This is a genomic window from Pseudomonas sp. C9D1 (assembly GCF_056491235.1).
Window position 1 is genome coordinate 417,876 of sequence record NZ_JBSZIE010000001.1, and the last position, 18,401, is coordinate 436,276.

The following is an 18,401-nucleotide window of genomic DNA, read 5'->3' on the forward strand; positions in this document are numbered from 1 at the left end:
TCCTTTAAAGAGCGGGCTGGAGCGATGAAGGCTCCGGAGACGAGAAGCCCGCCGAGATGAAGTCTAGATAAGGACGATTCTGGGCGATTCAAGCCATCGCGACTTGACGGAGGTCAGTCGACGACGGTCGGCGCGGCGATCCGCAGGAGGAAAAGTCAGTCGACGAGCCAGACGAGACTGGCGAATCGCCCGGTGCGCGAGGCGCGGCGGTAGGAGAAGAAACGCGGATCGGTGACGGTACAGAAGCCGCCGCCAAAGACAGCGGTGACGCCCCGTGCAGCGAGACGGATGCGCGCCAGGGCGTAGATATCGGCGATCAACCGGCCTTCGTTGTGGCTCGGGCGGAAGGCCGACTCGGTTTGCGGGTGCTGGGCGACGAAGGCGTCGCGCACTTCCGGCCCGACCTCGAAGGCATCGACGCCAATGGCCGGGCCGAGCCAGACCAGCACCTGGTCCGCCGGGCGGTCCAGGGCATCCAGGGTCGCTTCGAGCACGCCATTGGCCAGCCCGCGCCAACCGGCGTGGGCCGCCGCGACACGGGTGCCGGCGCGATCGCAGAACAGGGCAGGCAGGCAATCGGCGGTCATCACCAGGCTGGCGATGCCGGGCGTCGAGCTCCAGCTGGCATCGGCCGTCTCGACACAGGTCGGATCGGCCTCGACCACGCGCACGCCGTGCACCTGGCTGAGCCACGCGGGCTGGCAGCCGAGCGTCTCGATCAGGCGCTGGCGATTGCGGGTAACGGCAGCGGGAGCGTCATCGACGTGATCGCCCAGATTGAAGCTGTCGAAGGGGGCCTCGCTGAAGCCCCCAGCACGGGTGGTGACGCAGGCACGAACCCGCTCGGGTGCAGGCCAGTCGGGCGTCAGCCAGTCATTCATCAGTTGAAGGACTCGTGGTCCTGGCGCAGCAGGGTGAGCAGCCAGACCATATCGTCGGGCAGCGGCGACTCCCACTTCATGCGCGCGCCGGTCACCGGGTGGTCCAGCTCGAGGAAGCGGGCATGCAAGGCCTGGCGGGGGAAGTCCTTGAGGGTCTGGACCAGCGTCTGGCTGGCTGCCGGAGGAATACGGAAGCGGCCGCCGTAGACGGGGTCACCCACAAGCGGGAAATTCACATAGGACATGTGCACGCGGATCTGGTGCGTGCGCCCGGTTTCCAGCTTGACCCGGGCATGGGTGTGCGAGCGGAAGCGCTCCAGCACACGGTAATGACTGACCGCCGGTTTGCCGCCAGCCACCACGCCCATGCGCTGGCGCTGCTGGGAGCTACGACCGATGGGGGCATCGACCTTGCCGCCGGCGGTGATCACGCCGACCACCACGGCCTCGTAGATGCGACTGACGGTGCGGGCCTGGAGCTGCGCCACCAGCTTGGTGTGGGCTTCCAGGGTCTTGGCTACCACCATCAGGCCGGTGGTGTCCTTGTCCAGGCGATGCACGATGCCGGCACGGGGCACATTGGCCAGGTCCGGCACATGGTGCAGCAGGGCATTGAGCAGGGTGCCATCGGCATGCCCGGCAGCGGGGTGGACCACCAGCCCGGCGGGCTTGTCCAGCACCAGCAACTGGTCGTCCTCGTAGACGATGTTCAGCGCGATGTCTTGGGCGACCCACTCACCCTGGGATTCCTGCTCGGCGTTGAGCTCCAGCACGGCACCGCTGTAAACAGTGTCACGCGGGCGCAGCACCTGGCCGTCGACCGTGAGCAGGCCGTCCTTGATCCAGGCGGCCAGGCGCGAACGCGAATGCTCGTCGAAGAGCTGTGCAGCGACCTGATCGAGGCGTTGCCCGCCCAGTTCGGACGGCACCTCGGCGCTGAGTTGGATGACCTGCTTGATAATTGGGGACATGCTCGGAAACGGCGGGGGCGCAGCCTTTGGTTTCGGCCACGCGCTTGTGGTTAAATACGGCGTCTTTGTCCTGGGGGAGCCCAGGGCGCCCATCATAACAGGACGGCTCCGCCCAAGACAGCCAGCCGTCACAGGGACGCAAGCCGCTATGCAAGTGAAACACCTGCTGCTGATCGCTATTCTCGCCCTAACCGCCGCCTGCTCCTCCAAAGAGGTGGTAGACGAGAACCTGAGCGAGTCCGAGCTGTACCAGCAGGCTCAGGCCGATCTGGACAACAAGAGCTATACCAGCGCCGTATCCAAGCTCAAGGCCCTCGAGTCCCGCTATCCGTTCGGTCGTTATGCCGAGCAAGCCCAGCTGGAACTGATCTACGCCTACTACAAGAACGTCGAGCCCGAAGCCTCCAAGTCCGCCGCCGAGCGCTTCATCCGCCTGCACCCACAGCACGCCAACGTCGACTACGCCTACTACCTGAAGGGCCTGGCCTCCTCGACCAGGACCGTGGCCTGCTCGCTCGCTTCCTACCGCTGGACATGACCAAGCGCGACCCGGGTGCTGCCCGCGACTCCTATAACGAGTTCGCCCAGCTGACCACCCGCTACCCGCACAGCCGCTACGCACCGGACGCCAAGCAGCGCATGATCTACCTGCGCAACCTGCTGGCCGCGTACGAGATCCACGTCGCCCACTACTATCTGACCCGCCAGGCCTATGTCGCCGCCGCCAACCGTGGCCGCTACGTGGTGGAAAACTTCCAGGAAACCCCTGCCGTTGGCGATGGTCTGGCCGTGATGGTCGAGGCTTACCAGCGCCTGAGCCTGAACGACCTCGCAGCCACCAGCCTGGAAACCCTGAAGCTCAACTACCCGGACCACCCGAACCTGGTCGATGGCCAGTTCGTACCCCGCGAAGAAGAAGCAGACAACCGCTCCTGGCTGGCCAAGGCCACCCTCGGCCTGATTGAGAGCGAGCCGCCGCTGCCGCCGGGCGAAACCCGCGCCAACCAGGACGTGATCAAACAGTACGAAGACGCCCAGGAAGAAATCCCGGACGAGCTCAAGCCCGAGAACCAGCAGGAAGTGCAGGAAGAACAGCACGAAGCCGAAGCCAACAGCAGCGGCGACCGCTCCTGGTTCAGCTACATGACCTTTGGCGTTTTCGACTCGAGAACGACCGCGATGTAAAGAAGAGGCCTGCGGGCCTCTTTTTTGTCCGCACGAAACGTGCTCGTCCCTGTTTTTGCGCCTGGCCAGGGGACCTGATGCACAGCTCGCGCCCTCCCCGCTGGGCGCCGACCATCGGCTTGGCTAAACTGCGCTCCTTTCAACGACAAGTGAGCTCGACTGGGATGGTCCGCCTGCTGTTCTGGATTGTTGTGATCTTCGCCGCCGTCTGGGTCTGGCGCCGCATGAAGACGCCACCGGCGCCGCGCCCGCAGAAGCCCGTGGACGAAACCGCCAGCCCGATGGTGCGCTGCACCCAGTGCGGCGTGCACGTGCCCCAGGCCAACGCGCTGGCCAACGGCGAGCGCTGGTACTGCAGCCGCGCGCACCTGGAACAGGACACCTCCAGCGGTGAGCGCTGAAGCCCCCGCGCTGGGCAGCCAGCCGGCACGCCGCATCTTCCGCCTCTACAACATCTACCGCCTGCTCATCGGCCTGGCACTGGTGGGCCTGATCTCCAGCGAGCTGGACAGCGAACTGCTCGACCTGGCCCGCGCCCAGCTGTTCCGCAATGCCTGCTGGTTCTACCTGCTGCTGAACATCCTCATCGCGCTGATGGTCCGCCATCCGAAACACATGCTGCAGGTCTTCAGCCTGGCGCTGGTGGACGTGATCCTGCTGTCCTGCCTGTTCTATGCGGCGGGCGGCACGCCGAGCGGTATCGGCAACCTGGTGATAGTTGCGGTGGCGATCGCCAACATCCTGCTGCGCGGCCGGGTCGGCTTGCTGATCGCCGCCGTCGCCGCCATCGGCATGATCTACCTGACCTTCTACCTCAGCCTCAGCCGCCCGGAAGCTGCCAGCCAGTATGTGCAGGCCGGCGCCCTGGGTGCCTTGTGCTTCGCCGCTGCCCTCTTCGTCCAGGGCATCAGCAAGCGCCTGCAACTGAGCGAGACCCTGGCCGAGAAACGTGCCGCCGACGTCGCCAACCTGGAAGCGCTCAACGCCCTTATCCTGCAGCGCATGCGCACCGGCATCCTGGTGCTCGACCCCCAGCACCGCGTAATCCTGGCCAACCAGGGTGCGCTGACGCTGCTGGGCCGCGAGGACCTGGCCGGCAAGGTCCTCGACCCGCAAAGCCCGGAGCTGGTGAAACGCCTTCAGCAGTGGCTGGACAACCCCACGCTGCGTCCCCAGAGCCTGCAGGCGGTGGCCGAAGGCCCGGTGCTGCAACCGAGCTTCGTCTCCCTGCAGCGGGGCGAGCAGCGGGACACCCTGATCTTCCTCGACGACATCTCGCAGATCGCCCAACAGGCCCAGCAACTCAAGCTCGCCTCCCTGGGTCGCCTGACCGCCGGCATCGCCCACGAGATACGCAACCCACTGGGCGCCATCAGCCACGCGGCGCAGTTGCTGCAGGAGTCCGAGGAGCTGTCCGGTCCCGACCAGCGCCTGGCGCAGATCATCCAGGACCAGTCGCGGCGTATGAACCTGGTGATCGAGAACGTCCTGCAGCTCTCCCGCCGCCGCCAAGCGGAGCCGCAATTGCTCGACCTGAAGTACTGGCTGCACCGCTTCGCCAGCGAATTCCGCAACGCATCCGGCCCGGGCCAGACGCTGCACATCGAGACCAACAGCGGCACCATCCAGACCCGCATGGACCCGCATCAACTCACCCAGGTACTGACCAACCTGGTACAGAACGGCCTGCGCTACAGTTCACAGAAGAACAAGGTAGGACAGGTCTGGCTGAAGCTGTTCCGCGACCCGGAAAGCGACCTGCCCGTTCTGGAAGTGATGGATGACGGCGCCGGCGTACCCGCCGAGCAGGTGCAGCACATCTTCGAGCCCTTCTACACCACCGAAAACAAGGGCACCGGGCTTGGCCTGTACATCTCACGGGAGCTGTGCGAGAGCAACCAGGCCCGTCTCGACTACAGGCCCCGCGAAACCGGAGGCAGCTGCTTTCGCATAACCTTTGCCCACCCGCGCAAATTGAGCTGACCATGACCAGACAGAAAGCACTCATCGTCGATGACGAGCCCGATATCCGCGAACTGCTGGAGATCACCCTCGGCCGGATGAAGCTGGACACCCGCAGCGCCCGCAACGTGAAAGAGGCCCGCGAGCTCCTGGCCGCCGAACCCTTCGACCTGTGCCTCACCGACATGCGCCTGCCCGACGGCACCGGCCTCGACCTCGTTCAGCACATCCAGCAACGCCACCCCCAAGTGCCCGTTGCCATGATTACCGCCTACGGCAGCCTGGACACGGCCGTCAACGCCCTGAAAGCCGGCGCCTTCGACTTTCTTACCAAACCGGTGGACCTCGGCCGGCTTCGCGAGCTGGTGGCTGCGGCCTTGCGCCTGCGCACCAGCAGCAACGGCGACACGCCGATGGACAATCGCCTGCTCGGCGACTCCCCGCCGATGAAGTCTCTGCGTAACCAGATCCAGAAGCTCGCCCGCAGCCAGGCCCCCGTGTACATCAGCGGCGAATCCGGCAGCGGCAAGGAGCTGGTGGCCCGCATGATCCACGAGCAGGGCCCGCGCCATGAAGACCCCTTCGTACCGGTCAACTGCGGCGCCATCCCGTCGGAGCTGATGGAAAGCGAGTTCTTCGGCCACAAGAAAGGCAGCTTCACCGGCGCCATCGAAGACAAGATCGGCCTGTTCCAGGCCGCCCACGGCGGCACCCTGTTCCTCGATGAAGTGGCCGACCTGCCCCTGCCCATGCAGGTGAAACTGCTGCGCGCCATCCAGGAAAAAGCCGTCCGCACCATCGGCGGCCAGCAGGAAGTGGTGGTGGACGTGCGCATCCTCAGCGCCACCCACAAGGACCTGGCCGCAGAAGTGGCTGCAGGACGCTTCCGCCAGGACCTGTATTACCGCCTGAACGTCATCGAACTCAGCGTCCCTCCGCTGCGCGAGCGCCGCGAGGACATCCCGCAACTGGCCGACGTCATGCTCAAGCGCCTGGCGGCGGACAGCAGCGCCGCGGCCAGCATCACCCGCGATGCGATGGAGAAGCTCAAGAGCTACCGCTTCCCCGGCAACGTCCGCGAACTGGAGAACATGCTGGAACGGGCCTACACGCTGTGTGAGAACGACCAGATCCAGCCCGAGGACCTGCGCCTGACGGATGCACCGGCGGCTTCCGAAAACGGCGAAGCCGACCTCGCGCAAATCGACAATCTCGAGGACTACCTGGAAGAGGTGGAGCGCAAGCTGATCATGCAGGCGCTCGAGGAAACCCGCTGGAACCGCACCGCCGCAGCCCAACGCCTGGGCCTGACCTTCCGCTCGATGCGCTACCGCCTGAAGAAACTGGGGATCGACTGATCCCCAGGCCGATCAGGCCAGCGGCCTCAAGCGCGCCGATGGCGCGTAGGGCGCCGGGTCGACGATGGGCTCACGCCCGAGCATCAGATCGGTCAGCAGCCGACATGACGCAGGCGCCAACACCAGGCCGTTGCGGTAATGGCCGCAGTTCAACCAGAGCCCTTCGAATCCCGGGACCGGCCCGATAAAGGGAATACCATCCGGCGAGCCCGGACGTAGCCCCGCCCAGTGCCCCACCACCTCGGCATCCGCCAGGGCTGGCAGCATCTCTATCGCCGATGCCCTCAGGCTCTCCAGCGCCGACTCGGTCGGCGTCTTGTCGAAGCCTTCGTGTTCCAGGGTGCTGCCCACCAGGATGTGGCCATCACGCCGCGGAATCGCATAACGCCCCTTGGCCAGCACCATGCTCGGCAGGAAGTCCTCTGCGCACTTGAACAGGATCATCTGGCCCTTCACCGGTTCCACCGGCAGATCAAGCCCCAGCGTCGCCAGCAACTCCCCGCTCCAGGCCCCCGCGCAGAGCACAACGCGATCGGCACGGATATCGCCCTGCGCCGTGCGAACACCAACGACCTGCCCTTCCTCGCGAATGAAGCCATCGACGGCGCAATCTTCCCGAAGCGTGACATTAGGCAGTTGAAGCAGGGCTTCGCGCAGGGCGCGAGTCAGGCGCGGGTTGCGGACGTTGGCGACGTCGGCCATGTGGATGGCGGTGGAGTAGCCCTCGGCCAATGTAGGAACAGCAACCTTGACCGAGCTGATCGCCACGCGAGAAACCGGGCGACTGCGCTCTGCGGCCCACGCCAGAGCCTGCGCCTCATCGTCCAGATCGAGCCAATACAGACCCGTTACGTGAACCTCGGGATCGGTTCCGGTTTTCTGCAGCAACTCCTGACCGAGGGGCGGGTAAAAGTCCTGCGACCAATGAGCCAGGGCCGTCACGGCATCGCTGTAACGCCATGGATAGAGCGGCGATACAATTCCACCGCCCGCCCACGAGGACTCTCGACCAGCGCGCTGGCGCTCCACAAGCACGACATGCTCTGTTTCAGCAAGCTCAAGGGCAGTCAGTAACCCTATCGCCCCCCCACCAACAATCAGGACAGACACCACAACCTCCTCTTAGAACTCCAGGGAAATGGAGAACAACACATGGACGTACACAAGCATCAGGGCCTGACCCTGCTCGAACTGCTGATAGGCCTGGCCTGCCTAGCAATACTGCTAGGCCTGGGAACACCCGCCATCACGCACATGCATGATCAGCACAAGCTTTCATCCTTCAGCAGCGAACTCTCCCACTCCATCCAACTTGCTCGGCATCAGGCGTTGGCACACAACGCGCGGACCACGCTGTGCCCGCTGGACGACGACAATCGCTGCTCCAAAGACTGGAGCGGTATCTTGAGCATTTTCGAAGACTTGGAAGGCGAGCGATTGCTCCGCAGCGAGCACAACCTCATAGCGATTCTTGAATTGCCCGACGGACTGGAGCTCGCCTGGCGAGGAATGGGAGGCGGCCATGCCCTTCACTTCAACGCTCAGGGACATACGTTCGTGAGCAACGGCACATTCCTCGTGAAATCAAGGAGTTCCGGTACGAGCAAACGAGTCGTCGTTAACCGCCAGGGCCGCGCACTTGTCAAAGAGGGAGAAGAATAGTCTGAATGACCGGCCAGGAATACCGCTCGTGCCCCACTCAATGCCGACCATCCCCGGGTGTTTGAGGTTGCCTCTCCGGCTCGCTAGCTTACAGGCTGAGCAGAGGAGCTTTCATGGAACGTACACGCGGGTTCAGTTTGATCGAGCTTCTGGTGACGATTGTCATCATGGGGATCGTTGCTTCAATCGCCCTGCCCGCCATGGGCGGGTTCATCGTCAGGCAGCGGGTGTCCGGGCAGGCCAGTGAACTTATGAATGCCCTGGCTGTGGCCCGCATCGAGGCCACCAAACTCAATGCCAACGTTGTGGTGTTGCCCATGACCAACAGCGAGGATGGCTGGACGGACGGCTGGTGCGTTGGACCTGCCAGTATCAGCAACTGCACAAGCGCCGATGTCATTCGTACCTTCCAGGGAGCTTCGGATGTCACCGTCAACGCGCCGTACCTGCAGGCTACCAACAAACTGACGTTCCGACGCGATGGCACGCTGTTGTCAGGCATCAGTGCCCAGTCCTTCAAAGTGACCTCGGAGCGCCTTCAGGATAATGACAGCAGTGCACGCTGTGTGTCTCTCAATGCTATGGGCAAGGCTTTGATCAAGAAGGTGAACCGCGATGCGTCCTGTTGATAAGGCTTCCAAGCAGGCAGGGATCTCGTTGATCGAGGTGCTGATCGCTCTCCTCATCTTCGCTGTCGGCCTGCTGGGTTTCGCGGCGCTCCAGCTCAGCGCACTGCAGAGCTCTGGGGACAGCAACCAGCGAACCCAGGCGACCTGGGTCGTACAGGACCTGGCGGAGCGCATTCGCGCGAATCAGGAGGCTGGTACCAGTGACTACACCACGGCTCCGAACTGCTCCAACCTGCCGGCCCAGCGTTGCAGTGATTACTACGATCCCATCACGGGTGCCAAGGTGAACGGAACCAACTGCTCAGCTGCTCAGATGGCTGCTTATGACCGTTGGGAGGCCCAGTGCTCGTACAGCGGAACAACCGCATACGGTGCCAATGCAACTGCAGCTTCAGGGCGATACACGAGTCGCGACTTCCTTGGGCTGGCAGCAAGCGGTACCCAGCCCCTCGCTGTTGTCGCGTCCGGAACTCAACTGAGTATCACTGCGACCTGGCAGAGCAAGGCTAGCAAGAGTCCGTCCGGGGAAAACCTGACCAGCAGTGCGCAGGTGCAACGATGAGCAAGCATTCCGTCATTATCGTTCAGCGCCAACGTGGCCTGAGCCTGGTCGAGTTGATGATCGGCCTGACCCTGGGCTTGATCCTGCTGCTGGGCATCATTCAGGTCTTCATTTCAAGCAAGCAGACGTTTGCCACCAACGACGCCATGGCGAAGCTGCAGGAGAATGGGCGGTTTGCCCTTGAGTTCATCACCCAGAGTGCTCGCCAGGCCGGCTACACCTCACCTGGCTCTACACTGGACCGCCCTTTCCCGGTGGAAAGGACGGTCTGCGGAGTCGGTAACACCGGCAACAATCCTTGCGCTGTCAACGGCAGCGCTAGTGGCGCCGATGTGGTGGGGTTCACCTTTGAGCCTCCCATCATCGATGGAGCCAAACGCGATTGCGCCGGTGCGGTGGTGCCTGACAACAATTTGGTGGTTAATACCTTCTACATCATTCCGGCGGACGCAAATAACTCAACTAATGCGCTGGGTTGCAAGTCCTTCAACCGGACCACCAACGCAGCCTTGAGTGCAGGTCAGCGCCTTATCGACGGTATTGACTCCCTTCAGGTGCTCTACGGCATCGATACCGGGGGGAATTCCCAGAGCGTCAACCAGTTCGTATCGGCTGATCGCGTTAGCAACTGGAGCAAGGTTGTTGCTGTTCGTATCGCCGTGCTGGCCAACTCGGTTGATGTCCTGAATCCGGCTCCTGTCCTGCGGAACTACTACCTGCTGGATGCCGCTCCGTTTTCCTCCAGCGATGGTCGTGCGCGCCAGGTGTTTACTACCACCGTCCAGTTCAAGAATCTCTAGGAAGCGCTCATATGCAGTCCCTCCGACCGCTGCAACACCAGGCAGGCGCCACCTTGATCGTTGCGCTTATTTTCCTTGTCGTGCTGACCGCTGCCGGCATCACTGCTGTTCGTTTCGCGACCAACGACGAGCGTATGGCCAGCAGCAACCAGTTCCGCAATACCGCTTACCAGCAAGGGCAGACCGAGATTCGCTCTCAACTGCTTCGGCTGAATGTTGTGGCGAATCGCCAACCGCTGATGTCTGCAACGAGCGGCACCCTTGCCACAGCGTCAAATGAAGACGACCCCAACTGGGTCAGTTCGCTATCTCGTTTCCCATCCCTGCTGAGGCCTATTTCCCTGGCATCGATCGTTGCCTTGCCAACATCGGGCAACAGCGAGAACGCCCAGACCAATACCATCAGGAGCGTCGGTCAACTGGACTGTGCGAGTTTTGGAAAGGGGTATTCCTTCGGCAACTACACCTGCCAGCAGTACGAGATCAAGGCGACCACCCGGATTGGTGGTGCTCTTTCCGATCAGGCCCAAGGTCTGGTCTTCTTTAACCTCAAATGATCGAGGCCGGATATGAACCGTTTGATCCATTTCTTCCTGGTGCTTTTCGTTTCCGGTTTCGCATTGCATGGAGTTGCAGAGGAGACCGATGAAGCTCCACCGAAGTACATCGAAAGCGCCACGCTTATTCTCAGCCTCACCAACAAGACTGGCGATCCCGTCAAGGGTTATGTACTCGCTACCGCTTGCCAGACCTGCGCATCGCAACGCTTCGAAGTGAATGACCAGACCAAGGTGTACCTGCGCGGCGAGCTTACCGATTTCGCTCATCTTGGCTTGAAGATCGATTGGCAAGGTTCGGTTTATTACTCCCCGGACGGCCTGCCCACCGTTATCGAATTGTTCCTGAACTGACGCCGAGGATCGACACATGAGCGTTACCAGAAAGCTTGCCCTTGGCGCCTCTGCGTTTACTTACCTGGCGCTATCCCTTAGCACTGCGCTGGCCGATGACACCGAGATCTATACAACTCGAGATCTTCCGGCGGACCAGCGGGTTCGCCCCAACATTATGTTCGTCATCGATACCTCGGGCTCCATGAACGGTGGCGTGCCGGGGACCAACTGCAAGTCTCTGGTGCCTCTGGATTCGAGTAACACTGGGGTTCCACGAAACTGGTGTACCAGTACACAGGGCAACTTGAGCAAGAACAATGGCCAATTGACACGTATTGAAGTTGTCAAACAGGTCGTTAACCAACTGGTCGATGAACTGGCGCTGTCCAATGACTCCAATATTGGTCTCGTTCGGTTTAGCTCTAATGATGAGGGTGGATTTGTTAACGTGCCGGTTCAGCAGGCTGGAACAGTGGCTGGTACTTTCAAGACGGAACTCGGCAGCTATTACGCCAGCGGTGCCACGCCCCTGCTTGAGGCATACCATGAAGCCGCGCAGTACATGCGGGGTGGCTCGATCATTTATGGTCGGAAGTCTCGCGGCGTGATTGAAGACGCGAAGACCTATTCGGTCAGAGACCCTTGGTACAGTGCCACCGCTTCCTATACCGGCTCTACCTATAAATCGCCTATCCAGAACTCATGCCAGAAGTCGAGCATCATCGTTCTGACTGACGGCTTGCCCAATGGCGACAGCAGCAGTAACTCTTCTATTCAATCCCTGGTGCGTACCGGCACGCCCAACAGCATCTATACTTCTTGCAACCGTGGCTATCCGACCGATGGTGAGTCCAACGCAGGTTGCTGGATGCCCGGACTTGCAGAATGGCTGGCTAACAACGACAACGGTCCCGCTTCGATCAGCGGTAAACAGACGATCTCTACCTATACGGTGGGCTTCGGCAATATCAGTGATACTCGCTTGCTGAGTGATACGGCCACCTTGGGCCAAGGTAAATTCTACACCACCAGCGATACTTCGGGCCTGGTGGCCTCTCTGCGCTCCATCCTTGTGGATATCCTTGCGGAGAACACCACCTTCACCACGCCCACCGTCTCCGTCAGTGCGTACAGCAACTTCGGCTATCGCAACGATCTTTACTACGCCTTGTTCCGTCCGGCAGAAGGTGCGCGCTGGCTGGGCAATGTGAAGAAATACAAGGCGACCTCCGATGCCAGCGGAAACCTCGTGGTAACTGATGCCAACGGACGCAATGCAGTGGATTCGTCCACCGGCTTCTTCCTCGACAGTGCACAAAGCTACTGGACACCTTCCAACGTGGTGGATGGCAAGAGCGCCGCGCTCGGGGGGGCGGCAAGTCGCCTGGGGAGCCCCGATACCCGCAATCTGTATACTTACACCGGTAGCAACCGCGATCCGGGAAGCACCGGATCGATCAACCTGACGGGCAGCGCCCACCTGTTGTCTACCAGCAACACCGCGCTGACCAAGGCGATGCTAGGCGACGCCAACATGGCAGATGCCTACAAAACTAACCTCCTGACCTGGGCCCGTGGAACTGACCCGGCGGACAACTCCGCGAGAGCGCAGATTGGCGACGTGCTGCACAACGCTCCGAAAGTGGTGGCCTACAGCAGCGATGAGAGCATCGAGCGTATCGCCAACGGTACCGCGCAGGACAGCCTTGTGCTGTTCTACGGCACCAACGAGGGCTTCATCGGCGCTATCGATCCCAGCACCGGTGCTGAACTTTTCTCCTTTGTTCCGAAGGAACTGCTACCCAATCTGAAGGCTTATTACGACGATCCCAAGGGCAGCGCCAATAAGAAGTACGGCATCGATGGTCAGTTCGACCTGAAGGTGACTTATGGAACCGTGAACTCCACCACTAAGATTCGCAATGCCTCCACAGTCGTCCTGTATGCCGGCATGGGGCGAGGTGGACGTAACTACTACGCGCTGGACATGACCCCCGGTACCTTGGGTAATACCTCCACTATCCAACCCAAGCTAAAATGGGTCATCCGGGGGGGCACGGGTGGCAGTACCGGTTTCACCCGTCTGGGCCAGACCTGGTCTACGCCCAAATACGCCAAGGTCAAGTGGAACGGACAGCCCAAGGAGGTTTTGATCTTCACCGGTGGCTATGACATCACCCAAGACAACGATGCGATCCCGGACAACCCGAAAAGCGACAGCTATGGCAACGCGCTGTATGTCGTGGACGCGGACACGGGCCAAAAGCTGTGGATGGCCGGTCCTACGGGGGATAGCGATGCCAACCTGACACTGTCCACCATGACCAATAGCCTGCCAGGTGATCCGGCTCTGATCGACATCGGTGGTGATGGTTTGATCGACACAATCTTCACCGCGGACACCCGTGGCCAGATCTTCCGTTTCGATATCAAGGCGGGGAACGCTGGCGCAAGTGACTTCGCTACAGGAGGCCGTGTAGCTGCCCTGGGCGGAACCGACGCCAGCAACAACCGTCGTTTCTACAATCAGCCTGATGTTGCCTTGATCAAGGAGCGTGGCGGGGACACCTATTTCACCCTATCTATCGGCTCGGGCTATCGCGGTCACCCACTCAGTGAGTCGGCGCTGGATCGCTTCTACGTCATTCGCGACAAGAACGTCTATGCAGCACCGGCTACTTACACTTCCATTACCGAGAGCAACCTGGTCGACGTCAGCAGCGTCAACCTGACGAGTGCCGAGGCTCAGAGCATCCAGAGCCAGATCAACACCAAACGGGGTGAGATCGATACGCTCAATGCCAATGAGGCTACTGCACGGGCCAACTTGGCGAGCTATCAGGCCAGCATTGGCTACACGGATAAGCTGAACACCTTGGTCGGTGTCAACAACTCCATCAACCAGAAGCAGGCTGCCATCGACACCATCCTGCGTAACGACCCCTACGTAGCTGCACATGCGACGGAGTCCAGCAGCCAGACCCAGTCCCACAGCCTGGTCGTGGCGGCGCAGTCTGCGCTCGCGCAGTTGAACGGCCTTAACACGACGAGCGCTGATGCCAGTTCGTTCAAGGCTTCGGAGCTGGACAGCACCATGGCGGGGAATATCGGCACTCTGCAAGCCAGGATCACAGCTGGGTTGAGTGATGTGTCTCTAAGCAGCCAATACAACGCAATCCTTGCAAAGCAGAACCAGATTACTGCTGCGAAGGCTGTTGATTCAGACACCACCACGCTGGAGTCGGAGCTGGCAACGCTGAATACCAATTATGAAAACTCGGCGGCCTACGGCGTGCGCAATGGGCTGATTCAGAATCTCTCCGCGATCAATGAAAAGATCAGCCAGATTGCTGAACTGCAGGCTGCGATTGTCGCCGCCTACAACCAGGGCAATAGTGCCGAGGCTGCTAGCAAGCTGGCGGATCTGTCTTCGGCCAAGAGTGCACTCAACGCTTTGTTGCCGAGCGGTTTGCCCGCTGCGCCTGCTGGAACCACCAGCAGTGCCTTGTTGGCTGCCAACGAAGCGCAGACCCAGGCCACCCTGGAAGCTGTAAGCTCGCCTCTGGTGACCCAGTCCAACCTTGTCACCTCATTAGAGAGTGAGCGGGTCACCTTGGCCGGTCAGGCCTCCAGCCTGCAGGCGGATCTGCAAGCACTGGCGAACCGTGCCTACGACACGGCTTCCAACGTGCTGAATGCAACCCAGCTTGCTGCCGCTACAGCGGCGGATACCACTCCACCCTTGACTCAGTTCGAGGCCTACAACTACCTCATCGAACAGGCTCGGGCGGCTGCGGCCTCCGGTATCCCGACCAAGCGCGCCGAGATCAATGCTCTGTACGCGCAGCTCACTCCGGGTGATAGCTACACCCCGAATCCGACGCTTCTGGCCCAGAGCAGCGGCTGGTTCATTCGTTTCCCCAGCGGCGAGAAAGTGCTGTCCAGCTCCGTGAGTTTCGCGGGCTCCTTGCTGTTCACCACCTTCCGCCCCAGCGGGCAGCAAGTTACCACCTGCGGTCCGGACGTTGGTCGTGGGCGTTTCTATGCTCTCAACCTGATTGATGCAAGCGCGGTCTTCACCGAAACCGTCAACGGTACCAAGACCGCCAAGCGCGGCTTCGACCTGGCACATGGCGGTATTCCGTCGAAGCCAGCAACTATCCTGCGAGAGGACAAGTCGGTCGGGTTGTTGTGTGGCGCGGAGCCCTGCCTGGGTGATACAAGCAACAAGGGGTGCGTGGATGGGGCTGAGATCTGCGAGACCAACAAAGCCATCCAAGGCCTCTACTGGAGAGAGAACTGATGACCAGAGCCAAGGGATTCACCCTGGTCGAGTTGCTGATCGTGGTGGCGATCATCGGCATCATCGCCGCGATTGCCTACCCCAACTACCAGCGCTATGTGCTGCGCACCGGCCGCAGTGACGGCCAGGCCACGATGATGCAGATCATGCAGGCCCAGGAGCGCTTCTATTCACAGAACCAGACATACACCAACAACTTGGGCGCCAATGGCCTCGCCTTCCGCGACTCTACCGGAGATGCAGTGGCGCAGGGGGCAGCAGTGATTTCCGAAAGCAGGCGCTACAGCGTTACCGCCAACGCTTGTACGGGTACGACTATTGCCCGGTGCGTCATCCTGACTGCTCAGACGCAGGGAGGGCAGACGGCCGACAGTTGCGGCAACCTTACCCTGGATAGCCGGGGTGTCAAAGGCGTTTCGGGTGCAGGCGCGACCGTAGCCAACTGCTGGTGAGACCTGTAAAAAGCCTCGTTTCGTGTGCAGTCCTCGACTGTTCATGAAACGGGGCTTTCTGCTGCTTTGATGCTGTTGGGGGAAGTCAATCCGCCCCAACACCACCTCCAACGCCCTGGCCTGATCCTCCGCCAAGTCGATGATGTGAAATCCCGTCCAGGCGTGTTGGCCGTCCGCCCCAGGGCGGCTCCAGAGGCAGTCGGCGCCAAGGCGGACTTCGCTAATGCCGTCCACAGGGGCGGCGGGGACAAGGCGGCATTCCCAGACGGAGTCGGTCGCCAGCGGTTTTTCGCTGAACAGCATGAAGCCGTCTAGGGATAGATCGACCACGCGGCCCAAGCGGTTGCCAGTATGCAGGTCGTAAACCTCCAACTGGAGTTCCGTGGCGTGGCGGCTGCTATGTCGACGGTCTTCCATGGGGGCTCCTTAGCTCGGCTCGGCATTGCGGCCGGTGAAACGTTGCAGGACGCGGTAGATGGCGCCCAGGGCGCGGTCCACCAGCGGTGCGTTGTGTTCCGGGGCGATGATGCGTGCCAGCCCCTGTTCCATCTCGCTGGCCAGCAGCGTGATGGGCTTGATGGCGACGCGCTGGCCGCTGTGGTCGACGAACATGTAGTTGCGCGTGGTCGGGCTGTACCAGGACAGCTTGAGCTTGCGCCCCTGGCCCTCCTCGACGAACTCGAACCAGGTGTTGAACTCCAGGCTCTCCAGCTCCTTGACCAGCAACTGGGCGCGCGGCGACAGGCCCGACGGGGGTGCCGGCGCCAGCAGCCCGGCGTCTTCGCCGAGCATTTCGCTGAGCGGGCTCTTGGGCAGGTCGGGGTTGATCTGCGCTGCCAGCTGCGGCTGCTTGCCCTGCACGGCGTGCTGGCACGCCACCAGATCCTGCAGCAGGCGGCGGATACCGTCCTCGTGGTAGCCACCGAGCAGTTCCAGGCCCTTGCGCAGGTCTTCCAGCAGGGCCACGCGCAGGCCTTGCAGGCGCTCGCGGCCGTTGGCATCCAGCGGTGTGCCACTCCAGGCCAGCTGCTCGGCCACTTCCCGCGAGCGTCGCCATTCCTCGCCACGGTCGCCGTGGCGCAGCAGCACGAAGACCAGCACGTCGCTCCAGGTCTGTTCGAGGAAGTTGCGGATGATGCTCGGCGGTTCGCGCCCGGCCAGCACCTTGGCGATGGCGTCCACCGCCTGCTGGCGTGCGCTGAGCAGTTTGTCGCGGCCCTTGGCCGCCTCGACCGCGCGGCGTTCGCGCAGCTCGACCTTGTGGCGCAGGGTGGCGACGTACTCGTTGAACTCGTCCAGCAGGCTGTCGAACAGCTGCAGGTCGCCGATGAAGCCGTGGATGATCCGCTCCACCACCCATTGCATCTTCGACAGCAGCCCGCGCTCCTCGCCTTCGCCGCCATAGAGCACGCCGGCCTGGGCCATGGTGTTGAGCAGGCGCCGGGCGGGGTGGTGATGCTGGGTGAACAGCGCCTTGTCCTGCAGCGCCACCTTCAGATAAGGCGTGTGCAGGTGGGAGAGGGCGGTCTTGCAGCTGTCCGGCAGGTTGTCGTCGTCGAGGATGAAGTCGAAGAGCATGCCCACCAGGTCGATGACGTCGGCTTCCTGGTCGGAAAGCTTCTGCTGCCCCGGCAGGCTGCTGTGGGTTTCCAGTTGCTGTTGCAGGTCAGCCTTGAGCCCGTCTACACGTTGAGGCTGTTGCAGGCGCGCGGCGAGTTCATGGGCCGACTGCTGCTGCAGGCGATTGAGCGCTTCCAGCAGTTCCGCTGCGCTGTAGGTGCGCGTGGCACCTCGCGGGGCGTAGCTGGCGATGCTCGGGGTACCGCCGAGCAGCGGTGTATCGAGGTTGCGCTGGCGGTGTTCCTCCAGCAGCGCGGCCAGGCCGCTGAACAGGGCACCCGGGTCCAGGGGCGGCGGCGCGCCGAGGTCGGCAGGGGGAGGTGGCAGCGTGGTGGCCGGCGTGGGTTGCTCGTTGCGGGCGGCCGGTGCGGGCTGGCCGTTCACCGCTGCGCTGCGCGCCGGGCTGGGGGCCCGTTGCGCGGTGTATTTGAGGTTGGGCAGCACGCCGGCTTCTATAAGGCGCTTGTTGAGCGCGTCATAGAGCGTCTCCAGGCTTTGCATCACATGCTGGTCGAAGAGCATGTAGAGGATGGTCTTGATGCGCAGCGGGAAGGGCGTCGGCTCCAGGGCTTCGCGGAAGGCCTGGGCGATGGCCTGGGGACCGAAGGGGTTGCTGTCCTCGCCTATCTTCTTGCCGTTGTTGAGCAGCGCCAGGCGCTGGTCGAGGGCGAACAGCGACTGTGCGCAGCGTGCCTTGACCCGGCTGACCATATTGGTGACCAGCAGGCTCTCTTCATATTCCTCGTTCTGCACCAGCTCCAGGCGGTCGGCATCCATCTCGGCTGCCGTCTGTTCCGGTTTGAGGGTGCCATCGAGGAAATCGGCGAACTGCTGGGCGATGCGCTGGTGATAGGCGCGTTCGATCTGCGGCCGCTGCTTGCGCACGTCGCGCATGCTGTCGAAGAACAGCGTCTGCACCTGGTTGTTCTCGGCCTTTTCGGCGCATTCGAACAAGGTGTCGTCGACCTGGGCGAAAACGCCGGTCAGGTGTTCCGCCAGCCGGTTCATCACCAGCTTGCGGCAGCTCTGCACCAACTCGCCGAAGCGTGGCTGGATACCACGGCTAGCAAGGATGGTTTGCGGGCGGGAGGAAGGGGGAGGGGTGTCCTGGGTGCTCATGGAC

General features: G+C 62.1%; 15 protein-coding genes and 2 pseudogenes. 12 read left to right on the top strand and 5 right to left on the bottom strand.

The window, feature by feature from the left end:
- Positions 1-155 precede the first annotated feature (155 nt).
- On the bottom strand, positions 156-881 hold the full coding sequence (gene pgeF, locus ACXI0U_RS01940; RefSeq protein ID WP_431483457.1) for a peptidoglycan editing factor PgeF: 726 nt from the start codon (positions 879-881) through the stop codon (positions 156-158).
- Positions 881-1,852: a 23S rRNA pseudouridine(1911/1915/1917) synthase RluD gene (rluD, locus tag ACXI0U_RS01945; RefSeq protein WP_021219356.1), complete on the bottom strand. Its 972-nt coding sequence runs from the start codon at positions 1,850-1,852 to the stop codon at positions 881-883. The genes pgeF and rluD overlap by 1 nt, the downstream gene beginning before the upstream one ends.
- Positions 1,853-2,000: 148 nt before the next feature.
- Between rluD and ACXI0U_RS01950 the strand changes: the two are divergent.
- From ACXI0U_RS01950 to ACXI0U_RS01965, 4 genes and pseudogenes are all read left to right on the top strand, one after another.
- Positions 2,001-3,037 (top strand): annotated as a pseudogene (locus ACXI0U_RS01950) (outer membrane protein assembly factor BamD).
- 164 nt (positions 3,038-3,201) lie between these two features.
- Entirely contained in the window at positions 3,202-3,438 is a 237-nt protein-coding gene (locus ACXI0U_RS01955) for a PP0621 family protein (RefSeq protein ID WP_021219358.1), read from the top strand.
- Positions 3,428-5,020 (top strand): sensor histidine kinase, encoded by a 1,593-nt coding sequence (locus tag ACXI0U_RS01960; RefSeq protein WP_021219359.1) that lies wholly within the window; start codon positions 3,428-3,430, stop codon positions 5,018-5,020. The genes ACXI0U_RS01955 and ACXI0U_RS01960 overlap by 11 nt, the downstream gene beginning before the upstream one ends.
- Positions 5,021-5,022: 2 nt before the next feature.
- Entirely contained in the window at positions 5,023-6,357 is a 1,335-nt protein-coding gene (locus ACXI0U_RS01965; RefSeq protein WP_021219360.1) for a sigma-54-dependent transcriptional regulator, read from the top strand.
- A gap of 12 nt (positions 6,358-6,369) precedes the next feature.
- On the opposite strand, the gene thiO is transcribed toward ACXI0U_RS01965, so the two are convergent.
- Positions 6,370-7,470 (bottom strand): glycine oxidase ThiO, encoded by a 1,101-nt coding sequence (gene thiO / locus ACXI0U_RS01970; protein ID WP_431483459.1) that lies wholly within the window; start codon positions 7,468-7,470, stop codon positions 6,370-6,372.
- Positions 7,471-7,509: 39 nt separating this feature from the next.
- Between thiO and ACXI0U_RS01975 the strand changes: the two genes are divergently transcribed.
- The 8 genes from ACXI0U_RS01975 to ACXI0U_RS02010 all read left to right on the top strand — a co-directional run bounded on the left by ACXI0U_RS01975 (position 7,510) and on the right by ACXI0U_RS02010 (position 15,658).
- Positions 7,510-8,019: a GspH/FimT family protein gene (locus ACXI0U_RS01975; protein WP_431483460.1), complete on the top strand. Its 510-nt coding sequence runs from the start codon at positions 7,510-7,512 to the stop codon at positions 8,017-8,019.
- 113 nt (positions 8,020-8,132) lie between these two features.
- Positions 8,133-8,648 carry a GspH/FimT family pseudopilin gene (locus ACXI0U_RS01980; RefSeq protein WP_431483461.1) on the top strand — a complete coding sequence of 172 codons (516 nt, stop codon included), beginning with the start codon at positions 8,133-8,135 and terminating at the stop codon, positions 8,646-8,648.
- On the top strand, positions 8,635-9,210 hold the full coding sequence (pilV, locus tag ACXI0U_RS01985) for a type IV pilus modification protein PilV (RefSeq protein ID WP_431483462.1): 576 nt from the start codon (positions 8,635-8,637) through the stop codon (positions 9,208-9,210). The genes ACXI0U_RS01980 and pilV overlap by 14 nt, the downstream gene beginning before the upstream one ends.
- Positions 9,207-10,010, top strand: a complete 804-nt coding sequence (locus ACXI0U_RS01990; RefSeq protein WP_431483463.1) for a PilW family protein — start codon at positions 9,207-9,209, stop codon at positions 10,008-10,010. The genes pilV and ACXI0U_RS01990 overlap by 4 nt, the downstream gene beginning before the upstream one ends.
- An 11-nt stretch (positions 10,011-10,021) precedes the next feature.
- Positions 10,022-10,567 (top strand): pilus assembly PilX family protein, encoded by a 546-nt coding sequence (locus ACXI0U_RS01995; RefSeq protein ID WP_431483464.1) that lies wholly within the window; start codon positions 10,022-10,024, stop codon positions 10,565-10,567.
- 12 nt (positions 10,568-10,579) lie between these two features.
- Positions 10,580-10,921: a hypothetical protein gene (locus ACXI0U_RS02000; protein ID WP_431483465.1), complete on the top strand. Its 342-nt coding sequence runs from the start codon at positions 10,580-10,582 to the stop codon at positions 10,919-10,921.
- 16 nt (positions 10,922-10,937) lie between these two features.
- Complete coding sequence (locus tag ACXI0U_RS02005; RefSeq protein WP_431483466.1) at positions 10,938-15,206, top strand: PilC/PilY family type IV pilus protein; 4,269 nt, start codon at positions 10,938-10,940, stop codon at positions 15,204-15,206.
- Positions 15,206-15,658: a type IV pilin protein gene (locus ACXI0U_RS02010; RefSeq protein WP_431483467.1), complete on the top strand. Its 453-nt coding sequence runs from the start codon at positions 15,206-15,208 to the stop codon at positions 15,656-15,658. The genes ACXI0U_RS02005 and ACXI0U_RS02010 overlap by 1 nt, the downstream gene beginning before the upstream one ends.
- A gap of 87 nt (positions 15,659-15,745) precedes the next feature.
- Here ACXI0U_RS02010 and ACXI0U_RS02015 read toward each other — a convergent pair.
- Positions 15,746-16,075 (bottom strand): annotated as a pseudogene (locus ACXI0U_RS02015) (PilZ domain-containing protein); the annotation flags it as partial.
- Between the two features lie 9 nt (positions 16,076-16,084).
- Positions 16,085-18,397, bottom strand: coding sequence for a DUF1631 domain-containing protein (locus ACXI0U_RS02020; protein WP_479549654.1), 2,313 nt, complete (start codon positions 18,395-18,397; stop codon positions 16,085-16,087).
- Positions 18,398-18,401: the final 4 nt, after the last annotated feature.